At 31.1% G+C, this 20,173-nt stretch carries 24 protein-coding genes and 1 tRNA gene; 13 read left to right on the plus strand and 12 right to left on the minus strand.

What is annotated here, in order from left to right:
• Positions 1-42 precede the first annotated feature (42 nt).
• Positions 43-594: a YqgE/AlgH family protein gene (locus tag QHG34_RS01380; RefSeq protein ID WP_282628309.1), complete on the plus strand. Its 552-nt coding sequence runs from the start codon at positions 43-45 to the stop codon at positions 592-594.
• 12 nt (positions 595-606) lie between these two features.
• Here QHG34_RS01380 and QHG34_RS01385 read toward each other — a convergent pair whose 3' ends face one another.
• A complete protein-coding gene (locus tag QHG34_RS01385; RefSeq protein WP_282628310.1) occupies positions 607-1,416 on the minus strand; it encodes an aminotransferase class IV in 810 nt (269 codons plus the stop codon).
• Positions 1,417-1,427: 11 nt separating this feature from the next.
• Positions 1,428-1,811 carry an START-like domain-containing protein gene (locus QHG34_RS01390; RefSeq protein ID WP_019975947.1) on the minus strand — a complete coding sequence of 128 codons (384 nt, stop codon included), beginning with the start codon at positions 1,809-1,811 and terminating at the stop codon, positions 1,428-1,430.
• A gap of 116 nt (positions 1,812-1,927) precedes the next feature.
• Here QHG34_RS01390 and QHG34_RS01395 point away from each other — a divergent pair.
• Positions 1,928-2,001 (plus strand) — tRNA-Met (locus QHG34_RS01395).
• A gap of 61 nt (positions 2,002-2,062) precedes the next feature.
• On the opposite strand, the gene QHG34_RS01400 is transcribed toward QHG34_RS01395, so the two are convergent.
• On the minus strand, positions 2,063-2,914 hold the full coding sequence (locus QHG34_RS01400) for a DUF6515 family protein (RefSeq protein WP_282628312.1): 852 nt from the start codon (positions 2,912-2,914) through the stop codon (positions 2,063-2,065).
• A 224-nt stretch (positions 2,915-3,138) separates the two neighbouring features.
• Here QHG34_RS01400 and QHG34_RS01405 point away from each other — a divergent pair, with 224 nt between their 5' ends.
• Positions 3,139-4,188 (plus strand): nucleoid-associated protein, encoded by a 1,050-nt coding sequence (locus QHG34_RS01405; protein WP_282628313.1) that lies wholly within the window; start codon positions 3,139-3,141, stop codon positions 4,186-4,188.
• 28 nt (positions 4,189-4,216) lie between these two features.
• Here the strand turns inward: QHG34_RS01405 and QHG34_RS01410 are convergent, their stop codons facing one another.
• From QHG34_RS01410 to QHG34_RS01430, 5 genes are all read right to left on the minus strand, one after another.
• On the minus strand, positions 4,217-4,672 hold the full coding sequence (locus QHG34_RS01410; protein ID WP_282628314.1) for a GNAT family N-acetyltransferase: 456 nt from the start codon (positions 4,670-4,672) through the stop codon (positions 4,217-4,219).
• A gap of 52 nt (positions 4,673-4,724) precedes the next feature.
• The gene (locus tag QHG34_RS01415; protein WP_282628315.1) at positions 4,725-5,240 is read right to left on the minus strand and encodes a hypothetical protein; all 516 of its coding nucleotides are present in this window, start codon (positions 5,238-5,240) and stop codon (positions 4,725-4,727) included.
• Position 5,241: 1 nt separating this feature from the next.
• Positions 5,242-5,664: a hypothetical protein gene (locus tag QHG34_RS01420; RefSeq protein ID WP_282628316.1), complete on the minus strand. Its 423-nt coding sequence runs from the start codon at positions 5,662-5,664 to the stop codon at positions 5,242-5,244.
• Between the two features lie 9 nt (positions 5,665-5,673).
• The gene (locus QHG34_RS01425) at positions 5,674-6,843 is read right to left on the minus strand and encodes a sigma-54-dependent transcriptional regulator (protein WP_282628318.1); all 1,170 of its coding nucleotides are present in this window, start codon (positions 6,841-6,843) and stop codon (positions 5,674-5,676) included.
• A gap of 93 nt (positions 6,844-6,936) precedes the next feature.
• Positions 6,937-8,577 carry an AMP-binding protein gene (locus tag QHG34_RS01430; protein ID WP_282628319.1) on the minus strand — a complete coding sequence of 547 codons (1,641 nt, stop codon included), beginning with the start codon at positions 8,575-8,577 and terminating at the stop codon, positions 6,937-6,939.
• 209 nt (positions 8,578-8,786) lie between these two features.
• Here QHG34_RS01430 and QHG34_RS01435 point away from each other — a divergent pair, with 209 nt between their 5' ends.
• The 10 genes from QHG34_RS01435 to QHG34_RS01480 all read left to right on the plus strand — a co-directional run bounded on the left by QHG34_RS01435 (position 8,787) and on the right by QHG34_RS01480 (position 16,302).
• The gene (locus QHG34_RS01435) at positions 8,787-9,278 is read left to right on the plus strand and encodes a DinB family protein (protein ID WP_282628320.1); all 492 of its coding nucleotides are present in this window, start codon (positions 8,787-8,789) and stop codon (positions 9,276-9,278) included.
• Between the two features lie 101 nt (positions 9,279-9,379).
• The gene (locus QHG34_RS01440; RefSeq protein WP_282628322.1) at positions 9,380-9,745 is read left to right on the plus strand and encodes a hypothetical protein; all 366 of its coding nucleotides are present in this window, start codon (positions 9,380-9,382) and stop codon (positions 9,743-9,745) included.
• Positions 9,746-9,827: 82 nt separating this feature from the next.
• Entirely contained in the window at positions 9,828-10,670 is an 843-nt protein-coding gene (locus QHG34_RS01445) for an MbnP family protein (protein WP_282628323.1), read from the plus strand.
• Between the two features lie 3 nt (positions 10,671-10,673).
• Positions 10,674-11,723: a cytochrome-c peroxidase gene (locus tag QHG34_RS01450; protein WP_282628324.1), complete on the plus strand. Its 1,050-nt coding sequence runs from the start codon at positions 10,674-10,676 to the stop codon at positions 11,721-11,723.
• Positions 11,720-12,670, plus strand: a complete 951-nt coding sequence (locus QHG34_RS01455; protein WP_282628325.1) for a transporter — start codon at positions 11,720-11,722, stop codon at positions 12,668-12,670. Before QHG34_RS01450 ends, QHG34_RS01455 begins: the two co-directional genes overlap by 4 nt.
• Before the next feature lie 29 nt (positions 12,671-12,699).
• The gene (locus QHG34_RS01460) at positions 12,700-13,437 is read left to right on the plus strand and encodes an SDR family oxidoreductase (RefSeq protein ID WP_282628326.1); all 738 of its coding nucleotides are present in this window, start codon (positions 12,700-12,702) and stop codon (positions 13,435-13,437) included.
• A 145-nt stretch (positions 13,438-13,582) separates the two neighbouring features.
• Entirely contained in the window at positions 13,583-14,551 is a 969-nt protein-coding gene (locus QHG34_RS01465) for a fumarylacetoacetate hydrolase family protein (RefSeq protein ID WP_282628327.1), read from the plus strand.
• Between the two features lie 9 nt (positions 14,552-14,560).
• Complete coding sequence (locus QHG34_RS01470) at positions 14,561-15,439, plus strand: flavin reductase family protein (RefSeq protein WP_282628328.1); 879 nt, start codon at positions 14,561-14,563, stop codon at positions 15,437-15,439.
• A gap of 3 nt (positions 15,440-15,442) precedes the next feature.
• The gene (locus QHG34_RS01475) at positions 15,443-16,114 is read left to right on the plus strand and encodes an NAD(P)H-binding protein (protein WP_282628329.1); all 672 of its coding nucleotides are present in this window, start codon (positions 15,443-15,445) and stop codon (positions 16,112-16,114) included.
• The gene (locus tag QHG34_RS01480) at positions 16,111-16,302 is read left to right on the plus strand and encodes a YqaE/Pmp3 family membrane protein (protein WP_282628330.1); all 192 of its coding nucleotides are present in this window, start codon (positions 16,111-16,113) and stop codon (positions 16,300-16,302) included. Before QHG34_RS01475 ends, QHG34_RS01480 begins: the two co-directional genes overlap by 4 nt.
• Positions 16,303-16,315: 13 nt before the next feature.
• Here the strand turns inward: QHG34_RS01480 and QHG34_RS01485 are convergent, their stop codons facing one another.
• From QHG34_RS01485 to QHG34_RS01500, 4 genes are all read right to left on the minus strand, one after another.
• Positions 16,316-16,789: a lipocalin-like domain-containing protein gene (locus tag QHG34_RS01485; protein ID WP_282628331.1), complete on the minus strand. Its 474-nt coding sequence runs from the start codon at positions 16,787-16,789 to the stop codon at positions 16,316-16,318.
• Positions 16,790-16,857: 68 nt separating this feature from the next.
• Positions 16,858-17,922, minus strand: a complete 1,065-nt coding sequence (locus QHG34_RS01490; protein ID WP_282628332.1) for an aldose epimerase family protein — start codon at positions 17,920-17,922, stop codon at positions 16,858-16,860.
• Between the two features lie 12 nt (positions 17,923-17,934).
• Complete coding sequence (locus tag QHG34_RS01495) at positions 17,935-19,092, minus strand: galactokinase (RefSeq protein WP_282628333.1); 1,158 nt, start codon at positions 19,090-19,092, stop codon at positions 17,935-17,937.
• A gap of 3 nt (positions 19,093-19,095) precedes the next feature.
• Complete coding sequence (locus tag QHG34_RS01500; RefSeq protein WP_282628334.1) at positions 19,096-20,133, minus strand: UDP-glucose--hexose-1-phosphate uridylyltransferase; 1,038 nt, start codon at positions 20,131-20,133, stop codon at positions 19,096-19,098.
• Positions 20,134-20,173: the final 40 nt, after the last annotated feature.

Below are 20,173 nucleotides of genomic sequence, written 5' to 3' on the forward strand. Positions count from 1 at the left end.
TTACTTTTCGTTAAGATTTTACTCAATAAAACCGAAACAAAAATGTCTATCAAAAGTATAAAAAAAGGAACTATTTTAGTTGCAAAACCCACATTAACTAATGATATTTTTCAACGAAGTGTTATTTTGATAACAGAACATGTTGAATCTGGAAGTGTTGGCTTTATTCTTAATCGTACTTCTAGTTTACCAATAAGTATTTTTGTGTCAGAAATAGAAAATGGTTCTATTGTTTATGAGGGTGGTCCTGTTGATAAAGATAACATTTATTACATTCACAAACGTCCTGATTTGGTGAGAAATAGCGAATGGATTACAGAAGATATTTATTGGTCTGGTGTTTATGAGGATGTTAGAGAAGCCGTAAATAATGGATCTATAAAAGATGATGAAATCAAATTTTTTATTGGATATTGTGGATGGTCACCAAAACAAATATTAAACGAATTAAAAGAAAATTCTTGGTCAGTAACAGATCTTGATTTTAATATTTTTGATCAGTGGGATGCTTCTTTGTGGAAAGATTTGATGAAACAGCTAGGAGGTGAAAATTTGATTTGGCTTAACACCCCTGCTGATCCTTCTATGAATTAATCAATTATCTAATTACAAATAATTAAATACTGATTTTGTTTTTTCTGTCGTATAGACTTTTTTACGATTTTGAGTAATTGGTAAAATTCCAACGCCGTCAATTAGAATGAAAACTTCTTCAGCTTTCTGAATTTCGAACGGAAAAATATCTGCTTCTTCTATCTTAAAATCTTCAGAATCATTTACTTTTTTAATGAAATTGGTTCTCAATACACTTGTAATTACACCTTCTTCTTTCTTTGGTGTTCTTATAGTTTGATCATTTATCACAAAAATATTTCCTTTCAACGATCTCGCCATTCGTTTATTTGAGTTTAAAAGTATAATATCTTCATATTCATTCTCTAATCGATATATTTCTGCAATATTTTCTTCTGGACGAAATGTATTCACTAACGAATAAAATGCTGTGTTGACAGCATAATCTTTGTAAACATCAATTTCATTTTCTCCAGATAAAAACTCCCAATTATTCGCGCTATTCTGGATAGAAACTACAAAATTAATTGAAGCTTTTAAATAATCGTCTTCATCATTACGAAAAGCAAAAAACTCTACTTTTCCTGATTTTGTTTGATTTGCTTCTGCTAAAGAATTAATTTGCTCTTGGAAAAATTCTGGCGTAAAATCTAACGGAATATTCATGCGATAAATTCGCATTGAAGCCATTAGATTAAAATAATGATCTTCCCAATCAATGATTTCTCCGTTTACAAATCGTAAAACTTCTTTTACAGCGTCACCATTACGAAAAGCTCTATTATTGATACTTACTACAGCATCAGCTTGCTCGGTAATAACGCCACTTAAGTTAATTTTCAAAATAAGTTGTTTTAAACAGATCCTAAGATTTTTTTAAGATCTTCTATTTGACTTTCCCATAATTGTTTTGACTCTTCCACTTCATCTTCGTCAGCAAAATCTGTAATAACTAAAGATACATCGTTTGTTAAATCATCTTCAACAATTGTTAATTCGAAGAAATATTTCGTGTCTTCATCATATTCCCATTGAAAACGAACATAACTATCTTGCTTCGATTTCATCAAAAAAGCAGATTCTTCATGTCCATCCCAAATAAATGTATATTTCTCACCACGAGAATTTACATTGTCCGCAAACCATTCTGACAATCCTGAAGGATTTGAAATATAGTTATATAGCAAAGAAGGAGAAGATTTAATTGAAAATTCTACTTGATATTTCTTTTTTGGCATAGTTCTATTTAATTGAAGTCGCAAGATATAAAATGAATTGTATCTACCAAAGAAAATCAAAATAACTTTTGTTATGATTATTAAAAAAAATTATATTTGCAAAAATTATAATTTTAGGCGAGGTAGCTCAGATGGTTAGAGCGCAGGATTCATAACCCTGAGGTCGGCAGTTCGATTCTGCTCTTCGCTACAAAAACAAAATCCCATACAGAAATTCTGTATGGGATTTTTTACTAACCTAACTACCTAATTTAATCTAAATAACCTACGACTTGATAAGCTCGTACGCCTCTATCATATATTTTTTGGTACAACGTTCCTCCAAATTCATATAAACGTTCTCCATCATAATCAATTCTCTCGTAACCAGCTGGTAATGCATAAACAATAGCTCCAATTGGCGCTTGTACAACTTCATAATAACTTCTATAAGGTCTGTAATAAACACCTTCGTAGAAATAATAAGGATTTCTATTTCCTATATTAATTGTTACGAAACCTGCAGGTAAAATGTTAATTCTAAATCCTACACTTGGCATATATCTTACATAACCATTGTTGTATGGTCTGTAATAAATTCCGTTGTTACCGTAGAAATTATAATTGTTGTATGAATATCTATTATAACGATTCATATCTAAATTAGATACTGGACGATAATTTCTGTTGTAAGAGCTACTATTCATTCTAATAGGATTAGAATTATAATCTCTGCTACTTCTATTGTTATCGTATCGATCGTTTTTAGAGTTGTTATTCCAGTCTCTATTAGATTGAGGACGACTTTCTCTACTACTTACAACTGTCGTATTATCTCTAGAAATTCGATCCGTGTTAGATCTATTAGATTCTTTCTTATTACTCCAATCATTATTTGACTCTCTTGATGATCGTTCAGTTCTATTTGATTCTACTCTGTTACTTACACGATTTTCATTTCGTGCAATATCAGAATGTCCATTTCCACGCCCATTGTTTGATTGTACTCTAGTTTCGCGTCCCCCACGGTCTCCTCCTCTATTTCCTCTCTCTTGCGCATTAACACCTACAGCTAACAATGCAGTAAATGCTACTCCTAAAAGTGTAAATCTTATCTTTTTCATATCTCTACAATTTTTAAATAATTTAAGACATTTGTCATATTACTATTTCCATGCCATAAATATTATTTGAAATCATTCTACATGTTAAAAATTTTAATTAATCATTTATATCATTGATAATCAAACAATTATTTTTACAATTTTGTTTGACAATTTTGTTAAATATTTTTATTTCTTGAGATGAAATGAAATTCATATTTTTGTCTAGATAGAAAATCAAAACAATGGTTGACGTTAAAAATGCATATATCGCATTTATAAGCTTGCAAAAAGTTGGACATAAAGTTCGTGAAGAGGCAAATATCTTTGCTGATAAAACATTAGAATATGACGAAGCAAAAGAGGAACAATTGGTTCCATTTCTGTTAAGTCCGTTCAAAAAATCATTAGAAATTAATCATTTTACACATTATACAGAGAAATTAGAATTCAATGTATTGTACAATCAATGTGCACAAATGTTTGATGAACAAACAGATTTTATCGATTTTTCTCATGAAGTTTTAAGCCATCTGTACGAAAAGTCATTGCATCCGCAGATCAAAAGTGGAGAAGTTTTTATTGCACTTTTTGAAAATATGATGTTTGACGGAATTCCTTGTCGTGGTATCGGTGTGTATAAATTAGAGAATAAAAAGAAATTTTTACGCTTTGATGAATCTCGCGGTTTAGATTATAATATCTGGAAAGGTTACAAGCTTGAAGGAATAGATAAAGCAACTTTAATTTTAGATGTTCATCGAGACGAAGGTTTCCGTGTATATTCTATTGATGATAAAAATGTTGAATCTGAATATTGGAAGAAAAATTTCTTAGAAATCGATTTAATCAAAGATAATAATTACCATACCAAAAAATATATGGAGTTGATTACTGATTTCTCTAATGATTTTTTATTGGACAAAACAGATAAAAAACAACAAGCGGAATTTATCTCTAATTCTATAAACGTCTTAAATTCTAATGAAGTTGTTACAAATGAAATTTTTGAAGATCAGGTTTTGAAGCCTTTTGAGATTATTGACGAATTTAAAGAGTATAAAAAGGATTATAGTGAAAATAATCGTGTAGAATTTGTTGAAGCATTTGAAGTTTCGGTTCCTACGTTGATGAAAGAATCGAAAAAAATTAAAAGTGAGATTAAATTAGATACGAAAATTAACATCAAATTAGATTTAACAAATCCTGATGCAGCTGAAGAGTATTTAGAAAGAGGTTTTGACGAAGAAAAGAAAATGTTTTTCTACAAAGTTTATTTCAATGCAGAACAATAATAGTAAGCTCCAAAATATTGGAGCTTTTTTATTTTGTCAAAATACACTGATGATTTAATATCTCAAATCCTTTATTTAACCAAAAATCATTTGCCAATTGATTTTTTGCTGTAAATTCTAACTCAATATAGTTTTCATCATGCAAATTTTCTAATGCTTTTTCTACCAATTGAGATGCTAAGTTTTTACCTCGAAAACTAGATTCTACATATAATGAGTCAATTCTTCCTTTGGATTTTATAGCAAAATAATTTGGTCGTTTATGTTTAGAACAAATAATAAAACCAACCAAAACATTCTCTATTTCAGCAACAAAAACATGAATGTTTTTTTGAGCTAAAATATCTACAAAAAATTGTTCAATGTCATTCTGATAATCTAAATCTACTCCATAAATAGTACTAAATTCTTGGTGATGAACTAATAATTGAATGAGTAATTCTTTTAATTTTGTCACATCTTTTAAAACTGCTAATCTTATCATAAACAATTAAATATAAAAAAAATCCGGTGAAATTACTTCACCGGATTTATAATTATTTATCCAATTTTATTTTTTGTTGACTTTGCTGTAATTGATACAACTCTATAATATCTTCAATTGGATAATTAAACCAATCAACTTGTTTCTTAATTTTAGAATTTTTATCCAAATACAAATAGGTCGTAAACTTCATCGGAGGATATTTTAATCCATTATAAGTATAAGCCGAAAATTCTCCATTTGCAATAATCATAGAATCGTTTGTAAATAATTCTTTTACGTTAAGTAATTTATTATTTTCATATTGCATTGTTTTATCATTCCATCTTATAATCTCACTAAATAAATAGCGAGGATCTACTGTAGATGCTCCAGAATATTGCGCAACATTTTCATAAACTAAACTATCATTATAAAACGATATTAGCTTTTTATAATCTTTTTGAGCAGAATAAATCTCAAAAAAACGTTCGCCTAATTCATCATTTTTTGAAGATGAACCAGTTTGACAACTTGCTAAAAAAGCAAATGATAATACACCAAAAAGATGAACTAATTTTATTTTCATGTTACTGAACTCTTGTTAAATAGTTTTCGCCATTATCTTCTCCCATTCCATTTTCATTCAAAATCATGATTTCCGAATTATCTGTCCAACGTAAAAACTGAAACGGAAGTTTGTTATTCTTTGCTTCAATCTCCATTAAAGAGCCGTCGTCTTTCTTAAACCAATCTCCTTCGTAGGTTTTCCCTTTATATTCGATAATGAATTGACTATCTGATAATTTTAAAACGATTTTTTCTCCAAAATATTTTCCTTCGAAAACACCTTTATAAATAAAAGCTTCATTTGTGAAAACTGAATTTTTTTCCAAAGACAATACATCCTCCCTTGATAAACCATCTGTAGGCTGATCTACTTTTGCTTTCTCTTTTTTACAAGAGAATACAAAAAGACAACTTACAGCAATCAAAAGGCTTATCTTTTTCATCAGAATGAATTATTTTTTTACAAATTGTTCTACATCTTTTCTCGAAACAGGATTTTCACCCAAAATCAAAAGACGTTCTACAACATTTCTTAATTCACGAATATTACCTGTCCAATCCAACTCCTTCAAAGCATCATAAGCAGAATTATCGAAAGTTTTTTGATTTGACGTTTCTCCTACAAAATGCTCAACTAAAGCAGGTATATCATCTTTGCGATCATTAAGACCTGGTACATTAATAATAATTACAGCTAAACGATGATATAAATCTTCGCGGAAACGACCTTCCTCTATCTCTTTTCTTAAGTCTTTATTTGTTGCAGCAATAACACGTACATTAACATCTATTTCTTTCTCAGAGCCAACTGGCGAAACTTTACCTTCTTGTAATGCACGCAAAACTTTGGCTTGTGCAGAAAGGCTCATATCTCCAATTTCATCTAAGAAAATTGTTCCATTATTTGCTAACTCAAATTTCCCTTGTTTATCCTTAACCGCTCCTGTAAAAGAACCTTTTACGTGTCCAAATAATTCACTCTCGATCAATTCGGCTGGTATTGCAGCACAATTCACTTCAACTAGAGGTCTATTATTACGTTCGCTTTTTTCGTGTAAATGATGAGCAACCAATTCTTTCCCAGTACCATTTGGTCCCAAAATTAAAACTCTTGCATCTGTATCAGCAACTTTATCAATGATTTGTTTAACCTCCATAATTGCAGGTGTATCACCAATCATTTCATATTTCTTTGCAACTTTTTTCTTTAAAGCTTTATTCTCTTTCTTCAATTCTTTGTTTGAAGAAAGTAACGTTTTACGATCTAAAGCATTACGAACCGTCGTTAGCAATTTGTTCAAATCTGGTGGTTTCGAAATAAAATCATATGCTCCTTTCTTTATTGCATCAACAGCTAAATCGACATCGCCATGACCAGTAATCATCACCATTGTCAACTCAGGATTATATTCCATTGCCTCAGACAAAACTTCCATTCCGTCTTTCAAAGGCATTTTTATATCGCTTATAATTAAGTCGTACTCTTTTTCTTTTATTTTTTCAAGACCAACTGCACCGTTTTCTGCTTCATCTACATTCCATTTCGGATTTTCATCCATCAAAATGCTTTTCAAAACGTTACGAATTGCCTGTTCATCTTCTATTAACAAGATATTTGACATCGCTCAGATCGTTTATTTTTATATATTAAAATAGACTCAAAGATAAATTAAATTATTCTTTTGAGCCTATTTTATGTTGATTTAAATGTTTTTTTAAGATGTTTTCACTTTTTGAGCATTCTCAAGATCTAATTCTTTTATTGAGATTTCTCGCATTTCAATTTTTCTTATTTTACCAGAAACTGTCATGGGAAATTCAGTAACGAACTTCCAATATCTAGGTCTTTTAAAATGAGCAATTGATAAGCAATATTCTTTCAATTCATCTTCAGTAATTGTCATTCCCTCTTTTACTTTAACCCAAGCCATTACTTCCTCTCCATATTTGATACTTGGCACACCAATAATTTGAACATCAGATATTGAATCATGTTCATATAAAAAATCTTCAATTTCTTTTGGCGAAATATTTTCTCCTCCTCTGATGATAATATCTTTAATACGTCCCGTAATATTAATATATCCATCAACATCCATTGTAGCTAAATCACCTGAATGCAACCAATTATTTTCGTCAATTACTTGAGCAGTTGCTTCAGGATTGTTCCAATATTTTAACATAACAGAATAACCTCTTGTACAAAATTCGCCTGCAATTCCGCGAGGTAAAATTTCGCCAGTTTGGGGATCTATAATTTTAATTTCTAAATGATCTTGGACTGTTCCAACTGTCGAAACTTGCTTTTCTAATGGTGTCCCAATAATTGTCTGTGTTGATACTGGTGAAGTTTCCGTCATTCCATAACAAATCGAAACTTCTTTCATATTCATTTTGGCTTGTACTTTCTTCATAATTTCAATCGGACAAGGAGAACCAGCCATTACACCTGTTCGCAAAGAAGATAAATCAAATCGATCAAAATTTGGCAATTCTAACTCAGCAATAAACATAGTCGGAACACCATAAAGCGATGTACATTTCTCCATTTCTACTGCATTTAAAGCTTTTTCAGGTTCAAAACTTTCTGAAGGAATTACCATGCAAGCGCCATGTGATGTACAAGCTATATTGCCGATAACCATTCCGAAACAATGGTAAAACGGAACAGGAATACAAACTCGATCAAGATGAGTGTAATTTAATCTAACTCCGATAAAAAAACCATTGTTTAATAAATTATGATGTGTTAAGGTTACTCCTTTCGGAAAACCTGTTGTACCAGATGTGTACTGAATGTTTACAGCATCATCAAATTGTACAGATTGCTCTATTTGATGAATCTCAGAAGTAGATATTTCTTCACTTTTTTCTAAAAAATTAATCCAATCTTCTTCAAAAATAACAATATGCTCTACTGTTGGAGTATTGTGTTTGACATTATTCAACATCGTTTTATATTCACTCGACTTAAATTGAAGTGAAGCAAATACAGCAGAAATTTCTGCTTGATTCAAAACAAATTCAAGTTCGTTTTCTTTATAAGCTGGATTTAAATTAACCAAAATCATTCCTACTCGTGCTGTCGCATATTGCAACAAGGTCCATTCTGCTCTATTTGGAGCCCAAATACCTACGCGATCACCTTTTTCAAGACCAATTGCAACCAATGCTTTTGCAATTTGTTCGGTCTGAGAATAAAACTCTGTATAAGTAGCTCTATAATTTTGATCCACACATACCAAAGCTTCCTGCTGTGGATATTTGGCTACTGTATTTCGTAGATTTTCTCCTATTGTTTCTCCTAAAAGTGGGTATTGAGACGCTCCGCTTGTATATGATAAATTAGAAATCATTGATCTGTTATTTTTTAAATTACTTTACTCTCAAACTTAGCAAGCTTTTTTAGGAAAATAAACTTCTGAAAAGTAAGATTTCAATAATCTATAAGAATCATATTTTTTTTAGTCATAAAACATTAATTTCGAAATTAAACGTTCAAATTTTAACGAATACTTAAAATTACTCTTTTTAAATATTTATTAAATTGCTAAAAAAGTAAGTTATGACCCAGATAAACCACGACAATTATGTTTCTATTTATGATGGAATAGAAGTTATTGATGCATTACAAATTAGAATTGCCGATATTAAAAAGACGTTGACAATTGTTAGCGAATTAGATAAATGGAATTATAGATACGAGGAAGGAAAATGGACTGTGAAAGAATTGGTACAACATTGTATAGATTGCGAACGCATTTTTTCTTTTCGTGCACAACATATTGCAAGAAAAGATATTCAACCACTTAACTTTTTTGATGAAAACGAATATGCTAAGCAAGCTTTTGCAAATGATAGAAATCCAGAAGAGTTAATCAAAGAATGGACTAATCTAATGAAAGCAACTTATTTTCAGTATTTAGGTTTTAATGATGACGTTTTAAGCAGAGTTGGAACGATTGGCGATAAAGAATTTTCGGTAGAAAAAATTGGTTACGTTTTGGCAGGACATTCTATTCATCACATGAATATTATCAACGAAAGATATTTATAAGTAATCTGCAGCTAGTGTTTTAGCTGCTTTTTTATGCTTTATCCGATCAATATGATACTTATTAGTTTATAAAAGTCAATTATTAATTACTTTTGTTCAACATGTTCAAAAGCTTTTTTTTCATATTAACTGTTGTTTTAATTTCATGCAGACCTTTGTTTGCTGTGATCGATTTTACAGTGAATTATGAAAAAATTGTCAAAGAGTTATGTATCAACAAAAATCGTCCAGAACTAAATTGTAACGGAGTTTGTTATCTAAAAGACCAAGTTGCAAAGAGTTCGGATTCACAAACAAAAAGTAAATTACCTAGAGCTTTTAAATCATTGGATGTTTTTGTAAAATCTTCTGTTTTAAATATTCCAACAGAAAAAAAATGGCAGCTTAAACTTAATTCATTCGATTTTTATCACTTCAAAATAAAGACAGAAAACCTTTTTCTTTCTCTTCGACCTCCTATTGTTTAATTTAATTTTTAGCATTTTACTTATTTCGATTTAATCCAATCGAAAAGTAACTTTATACAATTAATTGAACAAAATAAATCGAATGAAAACGATAAAAAATAATTTAAAATATGCATTGATCTTATTCTTTGCACTGATCTCCTCATGTCAAAATGACGATGAATATTCGTCAATAGAAAATGGACAAACCGGAAATTTACAAGTAAAATTTGAAAATGGTTTTGAAAATCTAGGAAGTATTGTCTTAGATCAAACCGTTCAAACTTCTTCAAATGGACAAAAATTTAATTTCTCAACTCTAAAATATATCATTTCCAATATTACATTAATCGACGAAGCTGGAAAGGAATATAGTTATCATCCAAATAATCCAGATAAAGGTGCTTTTATCGTAGATCAGGCTACTGCCAAAGCAAATATTACGTATATAGAATTAACTGATATTCCACAAAATAAGTACACTAAAATTCGTTTTGGTCTAGGTATTAATCAAAACGCTTACTTACTTGGACACGATGGGCAAGCAACTTTTTGGGAAAAAGCAAAACAAAGCGGAATGACATGGTCCTGGGCGGCTGGTTATGTTTTCTTAAAACTTGAAGGTAAATATGGCTCATCTTCTGCCAATCTACCATATGTAAATCACTCAGGAAATATGGGAAATGTTTCGCAAAACAATACACCTAATCTGTATAGAGAAATTACACTTAATTTACCTACTACAGCTCGTGTTACCACTAAAATAAAGCCTTCTGTACATGTGATGGCAGATCTTAATCAATTTTTGAGTGGAGAAACAAAATTAACATTGGATCCAAGTAATGCAAATGCAATGGGTTCTTCTCAACATTTGGTAAACGTGACTGATAATGTATCAAAAATGTTTCGTGTAGATCATGTTCATAATAACGAATCGAATCAATAATTAATGAAACATATTTTATTCATCTTGGCAACTATTTTATTTTTAATCAGTTGCCAGGATGATTCCATCGATTTAGGTAAACCGATTGATGAAAATTATCAATTCAATTACCCAACTTATTTCCCTACGTTAACTTTTGATACAGTAAAATATCCACTTACAAAGAGTGGAATTGAATTAGGACGAAAACTATTTTATGAAGGAAAATTATCCCGAAATAATACGATTTCTTGTGCTTTTTGTCACATACAAGAGAATGCATTTACACATCACGGACATAATGTAAGTCATGGAATTGAGGATAGAATAGGAATTCGCAATGCTCCTGCAATACAGAATTTAGCTTTTATGAAACGATTTATGTGGGATGGCGTGATTCATGATTTGGCACAACAACCAATTTCGCCTATTACTGCAGAAGAAGAAATGGACACGTCTTTTCCTGAAATTATTCAGAAACTAAGTAAAGATACAACTTACAAACGATTATTTAAGAATGCATTTGGAGATGAAACCATTAATAGTCACAAAATATTGAGTGCTTTAGGACAGTTTATGACAACAATGATCTCGAAAGATTCTCGCTACGATTATTACTTAAGAAAAGAAGGTGGTTTAACAGAAAGTGAACAAAAAGGAATGCAATTATTTCAATCTAAATGCTCTACTTGTCATACAGGTGCATTACAAACAGATGAAAGTTTTCGGAATACAGGAATGTACTACAACAAAGAGTTCAAAGATGGTGGACGCTATAGAGTAACTTTGGATTCGGTTGATTTTATGAAGTTTAGGGTACCAAGTTTACGCAACATAGAATTGACCAAACCTTATATGCACGATGGTAGATTCTATACACTAGAAGCTGTACTAGATTTCTATTCAGATGGAGTTCTTGATAACAAAAACCTTGATCCCGAACTAAAAAAAAATGGAAGAATTGGTATTCCTATGAGCGATGAAGAAAAGAAATTAATCATCTTGTTTCTCAAAACTTTAACTGATCAAAAATTTATTACAAACCCTGCTTTTGCAGAATTTAACTCAAAATGAAAAATTTAAAAATATTAATTAATCTTGTTGCAATTCTTAACTCAATGATTGGATTTGCAAAGTCTGAAAATGATTCAATACTTACAAATTATCGTGAACTCGAATTAGACTGCGATGCTTGTGGTTGCGCAGCGACTTCTACAGCAAATGGAATAGAAAATTTAATGAATGCAAGTTTTATAGGCATCCGTTATTTGAATCAATTTTACAAAGCCAAAGAAAATGCTTTTTCAAATGAACTGAATCAAAAGCAAACCTTCAATACCATACAATTATATGCTCGAATTCCTATACATAATAAAATAGATGTAAGCGTTTCCCTTCCTTATCATATTCATCAAAAAGAAGGATTGAATACCACTAAAATCAATGGTTTTGGAGATATTAATGTAATGGGAATCGTAAAAATTATCGAAGCAAAAGCTTCTGAAAATAAATTTAAACATTCATTAACAACGGCAATTGGAATAAAAGCACCTATTGCTAAATTTAACCAACAAAATGCAGAAACTACAAACCCAAGTTTTCAATTAGGTACAGGAAGTTGGGATACACAATTAGGCTTAAACTATCAAATTTCCTATAAAAAAACAGCTATTCAGTTGGTTACGGATTACAATTTGAAAGGTGAAAATAAGTACAATTACAAATTCGGAAATCAGTGGAATCAATTAATACAAATTCAACAATTATTAGTTGACAAAAAGTATAAATTAGCTGGAAAAGTAGCTTTTCAGAATGAGTTATTTGAACAAAATAAACAATTTGGAGAAAAAATCCCGAAAACTAAAGGAAATCTACAAACATTGAAATTTGGTTTGGAAGCTGCTGTAGAAAAAATGAATTTTGGAATTGAATATTATCAACCACTGCATACAGATTTGAATAATGGTGAAATTGAACTTAAAAATAGAATTGGTGTATTTATCAATTATAATATTTTCTAAATTTGATTAAATCATCCAAAACAAATTTTATGAACGATTTATCAAACAAAGTAGTACTAATAACAGGCTCATCTAAAGGAATTGGTGCAGTAATGGCAAAAAAAATTGCTGAAGCAAATGCAAAAGTTATTGTAAATTTTGCAGGCAGTAAAGCTGAGGCTGAACAGGTAGTTTCTGAAATTAAAACAAATGGAGGTGATGCTATAGCTTTACAAGCTGATGTGAGTAAATCTGTTGATGTATCTAAATTATTCGATGAAGCGATTGCTCATTACGGAAAAATTGATGTTTTAGTGAATAATGCAGGTATTATGCATTCTAAATTGATAAAAGATACAACTGACGAAGAGTTTACTCAACAAATTGAAATTAATGTTAAAGGCGTTTTCAATACGTTGAGAGAAGCTGCAACAAAACTAGAAAGTAATGGAAGTATTATTAATCTATCTACATCTGTAAATCGATTAATTCTTCCGACTTATGGGGTTTATGTTGCCACAAAATCAGCTGTTGAGCAGTTAACTCGTGTTTTTTCGAAAGAAATTGGTCGTGGAATCAATGTAAATTCAGTTTCACCTGGTCCTACAAATACTGCTCTTTTTGCAAAAGGCAAATCACAAGAAACCATTGATAAATTAGCTTCTCTTAATCCATTTGGACGAATAGCAGAACCTGAAGAAATAGCAAATGTTATAGTCTTTTTGGCAAGTGATGAAGCTAAATGGATAAATGCCCAGAATATTGGAGCAAATGGAGGAATGGCTTAAACAAATATTCCCAACAGTTTCAGTATTGTTGGGAATTTTAGTTTTCAATCCTACTATAATTTAATCAAGAAAATATTACAAGAATTATCAATCAGCTTTGTCACAAAAAAAACATCTTGTATCTTCACCTTTCAAACAACAAATAATGAAATTCGTTACTTTCTTAGAAAATCAGCAAGAAAAAGTAGGTCTTGTTTGGCAAGATGCTATCTATGATTTGACAAAAATTAATCACAACTTACCTTCTACTCTAATCGAAATCTTAGCAGATGACGAATTTTCAGTATTAATCTGTCAACAGATTACAAACGAAATTTCACGTGGTGAGTATAAAAATGCAGTTATAAAAGAACCACAAATTTTGGCTCCAATTCCTCATCCAGCAAGTTTTAGAGATGCGTATGCATTTCGCCAACATGTCGAAACTTCTCGCTTGAACAGAGGTTTGGAAATGATTCCAGAATTTGATCAATTTCCTGTATTTTATTTCTCTAATCATCAAGCTATTCAAGGTCCGGGAAAAGTTTATGCAATGGAAAAACATTTCGATCGAATGGATTTTGAACTTGAAGTCGCTATTGTCATCAAAAAAGAAGGTATCAATATAAAAGCTGAAGATGCTGATGAGTATATTGGTGGTTTTATGGTTTTGAATGATTTGAGCGCACGTACGTTACAAATGGAAGAAATGAAACTGAATCTTGGTCCAGCAAAAGGAAAAGATTTCGCCTCAATGTTTGGTCCATATTTAGTTACTCCAACCGAAATCGAAAAATACAAAGTTGAGCCTAAAGAAGGACATATAGGAAATTGCTATGATTTAGAAATGTCTTGTTCTGTTAATAATATTGAAGTTTCTCGTGGAAATTTCAAAGATATGCATTGGACTTTCGCTGAAATTATAGAGCGTATTTCTTATGGTGTAAAACTTTTTCCTGGAGATATTATTGGCTCTGGAACTGTTGGTACAGGTTGTTTTCTTGAATTAAATGGTACTGGAAAACGTCAGAATCCAACGTATCAAGAACAATGGTTACAACCAAATGATACCATCGAAATGTCTGTTACAGGATTAGGAAAATTAGTAAATTCTGTTCATCTTTATAACCAATAAACTCAATTTATGCAACATACAAAATCTTTTGAGCCAAATACAAGTCAATTTGATGACATTTTCAAACACGCCATTTCTCCACGCCCTATTTGCTTTGCAAGTACGGTAGATAAAGATGGAAATGTAAATTTGAGCCCGTTTTCATTTTTCAATATGATGGGACAAAATCCACCTATTTGCGTGTTTTCTCCGCTTCGCAAAATGAGAGATGGATCAACAAAACATACATTAGAAAACATTTGGGAACACCCAGAATGTGTGATTAATATTGTCAATTATAACATGGTTCAGCAACAATCGTTGGCAAGTGTAGAATATCCAAAAGGTGTAAACGAATTTGTGAAAGCTGGTTTTACAGAATTACCTTCAGAGTTGGTTAAACCGCCTCGTGTAGCAGAATCTCCTGTTCAATTGGAATGTAAAATTCGCGAAGTTATTTCTGTTACAGATCAACCAGGTGCAGCTAATTTAGTGATTGCAGAAATTGTGCGCATGCATGTGCAAGAGGATTTATTGGATGAAAATGATAAAGTTTCGCCTTATGATTTGGATTTAGTTGCTCGTATGGGAGGCGATTATTATTGCCGAGTTATTCCAGAATCTATCTTCGAAGTTGAAAAACCTACACGTACAATTGGTTTGGGTATAGATCAACTACCAGATGAAGTAAAACACTCTAATTATTTAACAGGTAATAATTTAGGTCAATTAGGAAATGTAGAAAAATTACCTACAGATGAAATGATTCATGACTTCAAAGAGCAATTAACACAGCGATTAGATATTCAGAAATTTAAATCTGCAGAGGTTCGTCATCAAGTTGCAGCAAAACTTTTGGAACAAGGTGATGTAAATGGTGCTTGGTATTGGTTGTTGATGAAAATTTAGATGATGAACAAAACTGTATTGGTTTTAGGAAGCTCAGGTTTAATTGGTTCTCTTCTCTTAGAAAAGTTGTTCAAACATCCTGATTATTCTACTATTGTCACAATTGTTCGAAAACCTCAACAAATCAATCATCCAAAGTTGATAGAAATCGTAACTGATTTTAATTCAGAAATTAATTTAGATGAAATTGAGCAGATTGATTCTATTTTTTCGTGCTTGGGAACAACTCGAAAAAAGACACCTGATTTAGGTGCATATCGTAAAATTGAAGTCGATATTCCGAATCACTTTGCAAAGCTTGGGAATCAAAAAGGATTAACAAAGTTTCATTATATTTCGGCAGTTGGTGCAAATACAAGTTCGTCTAATTTTTATCTTAAAATGAAAAGCGAAGCAGAAGAAACTTTACAAAATAATACTATCAAACATTTGTTTTTGTATCATCCATCTTTGTTGATTGGCAATCGAGCGGAATATCGTTTGGCTGAGAATATAAGTGCAAAAGTTTTCCCTTTGATTAATTTCTTTTTAAGCGGAAATCTGTCTAAATATAAATCAATTGAAGCCGAAAAAGTTGCACAATCACTTATTGAAAATGATTTGCATTCAGCTTCAAATAAAGTTTCAATTTTACATTACAACGAAATAATTAATTCAATAAATACAAGAAAATGATTATACTAGCAGTACTCTTACCTTGGTTATCATTCATTTTAAGAGGAAAGATCATTCAAGGAATTATCTGTTTAATCTTACAAATAACCTTAATTGGCTGGTTACCCGCAGCAATTTGGGCAGTTGCTTCATTATTGGATGGACGTAATAAAGCAAGAATAAATAAAGTAAAAAGACAACTAAATTAGTTGTCTTTTTACTTTATTTACGTTGATAATAATTCAAGATTTTATCTTCTTTTCCATCATTATTCTTATCACGATATTCTATCAATACCAAAGTATTATCATCAACTTTTTGATATTTATAACTCGTTGTAGTTCTTGTTCCATAAGTTAAGTTGAACTCATTGTTGCTTTCATTTATTGAGAATTTGCCTTTAACTGGCTCTAAAAATGACGAACAATCAGCTCCTGTAGCGTAAATAGAAATAAATTTACCCTTTTCTAGGAATTCTATTGAAGATTTCTTTGTACATTCATCAAAATCAAATTTTTCTTCATTCCCATCTCCTGTATCAACAAAATAATGTGTTGGATACCATTTTCCTATCAACCAAGATGTATCATATTTTGCCTGAACTTGTCTTAACGCTATACTATTTTGTACATTGGCAAAACTCATCGGGGCAAACATAATAAAGTTTACAAGAAATAATAAGCAATACTTTTTCATAATTATTTTGGTTTTAGTTTATCTAAAAATAGATCGTAAAACTACATTTTTAATCTTTTTATGTTAAATTATTTAAATTCAAAAATTGTTTTTGAATAATATTTTCCTTCTGAATTATAAATTTTTTGAGGAAAATTTGGTTGATTTATCGCATCAGAAAAATTTTGCGTTTCTAAACATAAAGCAGTTCGAAAACCATCTGTAGTTCCGTTTTTCAATGTAATTTTATCGGACATAAAATTCCCTGTATACAACAAAACTCCTTGCGCTGTTGTATAAACATCTAATTGAATTCCAGAAAGATTTCCCTTTAAAGTTGTTACATGATTCAACGTTTCATCAAATGTTTGCTTTAAAATATAAAAATGATCATAACCATTTCCGTAAATCAATTGTTGATGTTTTTCATCAATTGATTCTCCAACTTTCTTCGGTTTTCTAAAATCAAAAGGAGAATCTTCTACGTCTAAAAAATCACCACTTGGTGAATAATCAACATTAAGTGTTGTAATTTGATTTGAATTAATCTGTAAATCATGTTCTAAAATAGTTCCATTCCCTGCTCCATTTAGATTGAAATACGAATGATTGGTCAAATTAATAATCGTATCATTTTCTGAATAGCCAAAATACTCAAGAATTAACTCATTATTTTCTGTTAAGGTATAATGAACTTCGAAATGAATAGGTCCAGGAAAACCTTCTTCCAAATGAGGATATTGATAAGTAAAAATGATTTTATTATTTTCTAAAATAGTTGACCAAATGGCGAAATGAAGTCCTTTATTACCTCCATGCAGCGTATTCTCACCATTATTCTTGATTAATTGATAGATTTTATCTTTAATCGTGAACTCAGCATTCGAAATACGTCCAGTAAAAGGTCCAATAATAGTTCCATAATAAGGTTCATCTTTCGAAAGATATTCTTCTGCGGTTTTCATTCCGACTACAACATCAGTTGGATTATTTTTAGAATCAGGAACAATCAAACTAACAATACGTGCACCTAAATTCGTGAATTGAACAGTCATTCCATTCGAATTTCTTAACGTATAAAGTTCTATAAATTGATTTTCGTGCGACAAACGAAACGTTTCTGCATCAACTAAATTTTCTTGTGAATTTGTCATAAAATTTCAAATTTAATCAACAAAAGAAGTTCCATTTCCAATACTAACTTTCAGAGCCGTTGGCTCAAAACCAAATTTAGCTTTATAAAGAGGCGTAATTTTTTCAATCACTTGATCGCGATTTCCTTTCTTGATAATATTAATTGTACAACCTCCAAAACCGCCGCCCATCATACGTGCACCGATAACTTCTGGAATTTCTTGAACATTTTCAATCAAAAAATCTAACTCATCACAACTTACTTCATACTGTTTACTCAACGCCCAATGCGCCTCGAAAAGTAGTTTTCCTAATGCATCAAATTCATGATTTTTAAGTGCGATATTTGCCTTTGTTACACGATCATTTTCCTCAACCACAAAACGAGATTTTGTATAAACATCTTGAGATTTTGGGAAAACAATTTCATCTAACTGCTCAACCGTTACATCACGCAAAGACTCAACCAATGGATAATGTTCTTTTACCCATTCCACAGCCTGCTCACAAGCCGCTCTCCTATCGTTATATGCAGAAGATGCTAGATTATGCTTGACATTGGTATTAAGCAAAAGAATTTCATAATCTTCCCAATCTAATGGAACATAATCAAAAGATAAATCGCGACAATCTAACTGAATTGCATGATTATTTTTACCCATGATAGAGGCAAATTGATCCATAATTCCACACTTTACACCAACATAATCGTGCTCAGTTTGTTGACCAACTTTTGCCAAATCAACACGAGAAAGACCAATCTGAAATAATTCGTTTAAAGCAAAACCAACCGCGCTAGAAAAAGCCGCAGACGAAGAAAGTCCAGCTCCCAAAGGAACATCGCCAACGACATAAGCATTAAAACCATTTATTTTAGATGTTTTAGCTTGAATAATCTCACTTACACCAATGATATATTTTGACCAATCTGGTGCGTTACTCAAATCTTGATTTAAAGCAGCTTGATATTTTTCTTTATAATCAGCCGAATATAAATGTAATTCATCATCATTTCGCGCACTAACTGCTACATAAATATATTGATCAATCGCAGCAGGCATCACAAAACCTTGGTTATAATCGGTATGTTCTCCAATAATATTAATACGACCTGGAGATTTTACAACAATAGTTGGTTCTTGATTAAATTGTTCTTTAAAAGCTTGAATAATAGTTTCTTTTGCAATCATTTTTTAAATGGTTTTATAATGTTTTGTGGATTGATTTCTAATAACTTCTGCTGCAAATTCTGGCTTAATATCACGTTGCGGATTTCCTAACATTTCATATCCAACCATAAATTTTTTGACAGTTGCAGAACGCAATAAAGGAGGATAAAAATGCATATGCCAATGCCAAAAATCGACCTCATCCGTATTTACAGGCGCTTGATGCATACCTGCCGAATATGGAAAAGATATTTTGAAAATATTATCGTAACGAGTTGTCAATTCTTTCAATGTTTTGGCTAAATCATTTTTTTCTTCTTCAGTAAATTGAGAAATATCTTGCACATGTCTTTTACTAATCACAAGCGTTTCATACGGCCAAGCTGCCCAAAATGGAACTACAACAATAAAATGTTCATTATTAATTACAACACGTGTTTTGTCTTTTTCTTCTTGTTGCCAATATGCCGTTAAAAGAGATTTGCCATTCTTTTCGAAATACTCTTTTTGATATTTTGTTTCTTTTACGATTTCAGAAGGCAATGATTGTTGCGACCAAATTTGACCATGCGGATGCGGATTACTACATCCCATAATCGCACCTTTATTTTCGAAAATCTGAATATATTTTATCCATTCATTTTTAGCTAATCCAGCAAATTCATTTTGCCAAACATCAACCACTTTTTTGATTTCGTCAACCTCCAATTCTGGAAGCGTTAAATCATGGCGAGGAGAAAATGCAATCACTTTACAAATTCCTTTCTCAGCTTCAGCTTTCAGCAAATTATTCTCGTTATAAGTTTCTTCTTCTGTCGAATCTAACAAAGCCGAAAAATCATTAGTAAAAACAAAACTATCCGAATAATTAGGATTTATTTGCCCTTCTGCTCGCTTATTTCCTGGACACAAATAGCATGTATCATCGTATTGCGGTCTTTTCTCTTCTTGTGTATCTTCTACCTGACCTTGCCACGGACGTTTACTACGATGCGGAGACACTAATATCTGTTCTCCTGTAAGGATATTTGTTCTTAAATGTGGTTGCTCAAAATTTAGCATATAAAGGTTTATTTTTTACAAAATTGAATGTGTAAGTTAT

The sequence above is a fragment of the Empedobacter sedimenti genome (assembly GCF_030005555.1).
Lineage (GTDB): Bacteria > Bacteroidota > Bacteroidia > Flavobacteriales > Weeksellaceae > Empedobacter > Empedobacter sedimenti.

Coding starts and splice junctions, on each gene's coding strand:
- QHG34_RS01405 (WP_282628313.1), top strand. CDS start 3,139: ATGGTTGACGTTAAAAATGCATATATCGCATTTATAAGCTTGCAAAAA.
- QHG34_RS01475 (WP_282628329.1), top strand. CDS start 15,443: ATGAACAAAACTGTATTGGTTTTAGGAAGCTCAGGTTTAATTGGTTCT.
- QHG34_RS01485 (WP_282628331.1), bottom strand. CDS start 16,789: ATGAAAAAGTATTGCTTATTATTTCTTGTAAACTTTATTATGTTTGCC.
- QHG34_RS01430 (WP_282628319.1), bottom strand. CDS start 8,577: ATGATTTCTAATTTATCATATACAAGCGGAGCGTCTCAATACCCACTT.
- QHG34_RS01495 (WP_282628333.1), bottom strand. CDS start 19,092: ATGATTGCAAAAGAAACTATTATTCAAGCTTTTAAAGAACAATTTAAT.
- QHG34_RS01415 (WP_282628315.1), bottom strand. CDS start 5,240: ATGAAAATAAAATTAGTTCATCTTTTTGGTGTATTATCATTTGCTTTT.
- QHG34_RS01500 (WP_282628334.1), bottom strand. CDS start 20,133: ATGCTAAATTTTGAGCAACCACATTTAAGAACAAATATCCTTACAGGA.
- QHG34_RS01435 (WP_282628320.1), top strand. CDS start 8,787: ATGACCCAGATAAACCACGACAATTATGTTTCTATTTATGATGGAATA.
- QHG34_RS01470 (WP_282628328.1), top strand. CDS start 14,561: ATGCAACATACAAAATCTTTTGAGCCAAATACAAGTCAATTTGATGAC.
- QHG34_RS01455 (WP_282628325.1), top strand. CDS start 11,720: ATGAAAAATTTAAAAATATTAATTAATCTTGTTGCAATTCTTAACTCA.
- QHG34_RS01480 (WP_282628330.1), top strand. CDS start 16,111: ATGATTATACTAGCAGTACTCTTACCTTGGTTATCATTCATTTTAAGA.
- QHG34_RS01450 (WP_282628324.1), top strand. CDS start 10,674: ATGAAACATATTTTATTCATCTTGGCAACTATTTTATTTTTAATCAGT.
- QHG34_RS01380 (WP_282628309.1), top strand. CDS start 43: ATGTCTATCAAAAGTATAAAAAAAGGAACTATTTTAGTTGCAAAACCC.
- QHG34_RS01390 (WP_019975947.1), bottom strand. CDS start 1,811: ATGCCAAAAAAGAAATATCAAGTAGAATTTTCAATTAAATCTTCTCCT.
- QHG34_RS01420 (WP_282628316.1), bottom strand. CDS start 5,664: ATGAAAAAGATAAGCCTTTTGATTGCTGTAAGTTGTCTTTTTGTATTC.
- QHG34_RS01445 (WP_282628323.1), top strand. CDS start 9,828: ATGAAAACGATAAAAAATAATTTAAAATATGCATTGATCTTATTCTTT.
- QHG34_RS01465 (WP_282628327.1), top strand. CDS start 13,583: ATGAAATTCGTTACTTTCTTAGAAAATCAGCAAGAAAAAGTAGGTCTT.
- QHG34_RS01410 (WP_282628314.1), bottom strand. CDS start 4,672: ATGATAAGATTAGCAGTTTTAAAAGATGTGACAAAATTAAAAGAATTA.
- QHG34_RS01460 (WP_282628326.1), top strand. CDS start 12,700: ATGAACGATTTATCAAACAAAGTAGTACTAATAACAGGCTCATCTAAA.
- QHG34_RS01425 (WP_282628318.1), bottom strand. CDS start 6,843: ATGTCAAATATCTTGTTAATAGAAGATGAACAGGCAATTCGTAACGTT.
- QHG34_RS01400 (WP_282628312.1), bottom strand. CDS start 2,914: ATGAAAAAGATAAGATTTACACTTTTAGGAGTAGCATTTACTGCATTG.
- QHG34_RS01490 (WP_282628332.1), bottom strand. CDS start 17,922: ATGACAAATTCACAAGAAAATTTAGTTGATGCAGAAACGTTTCGTTTG.
- QHG34_RS01440 (WP_282628322.1), top strand. CDS start 9,380: ATGTTCAAAAGCTTTTTTTTCATATTAACTGTTGTTTTAATTTCATGC.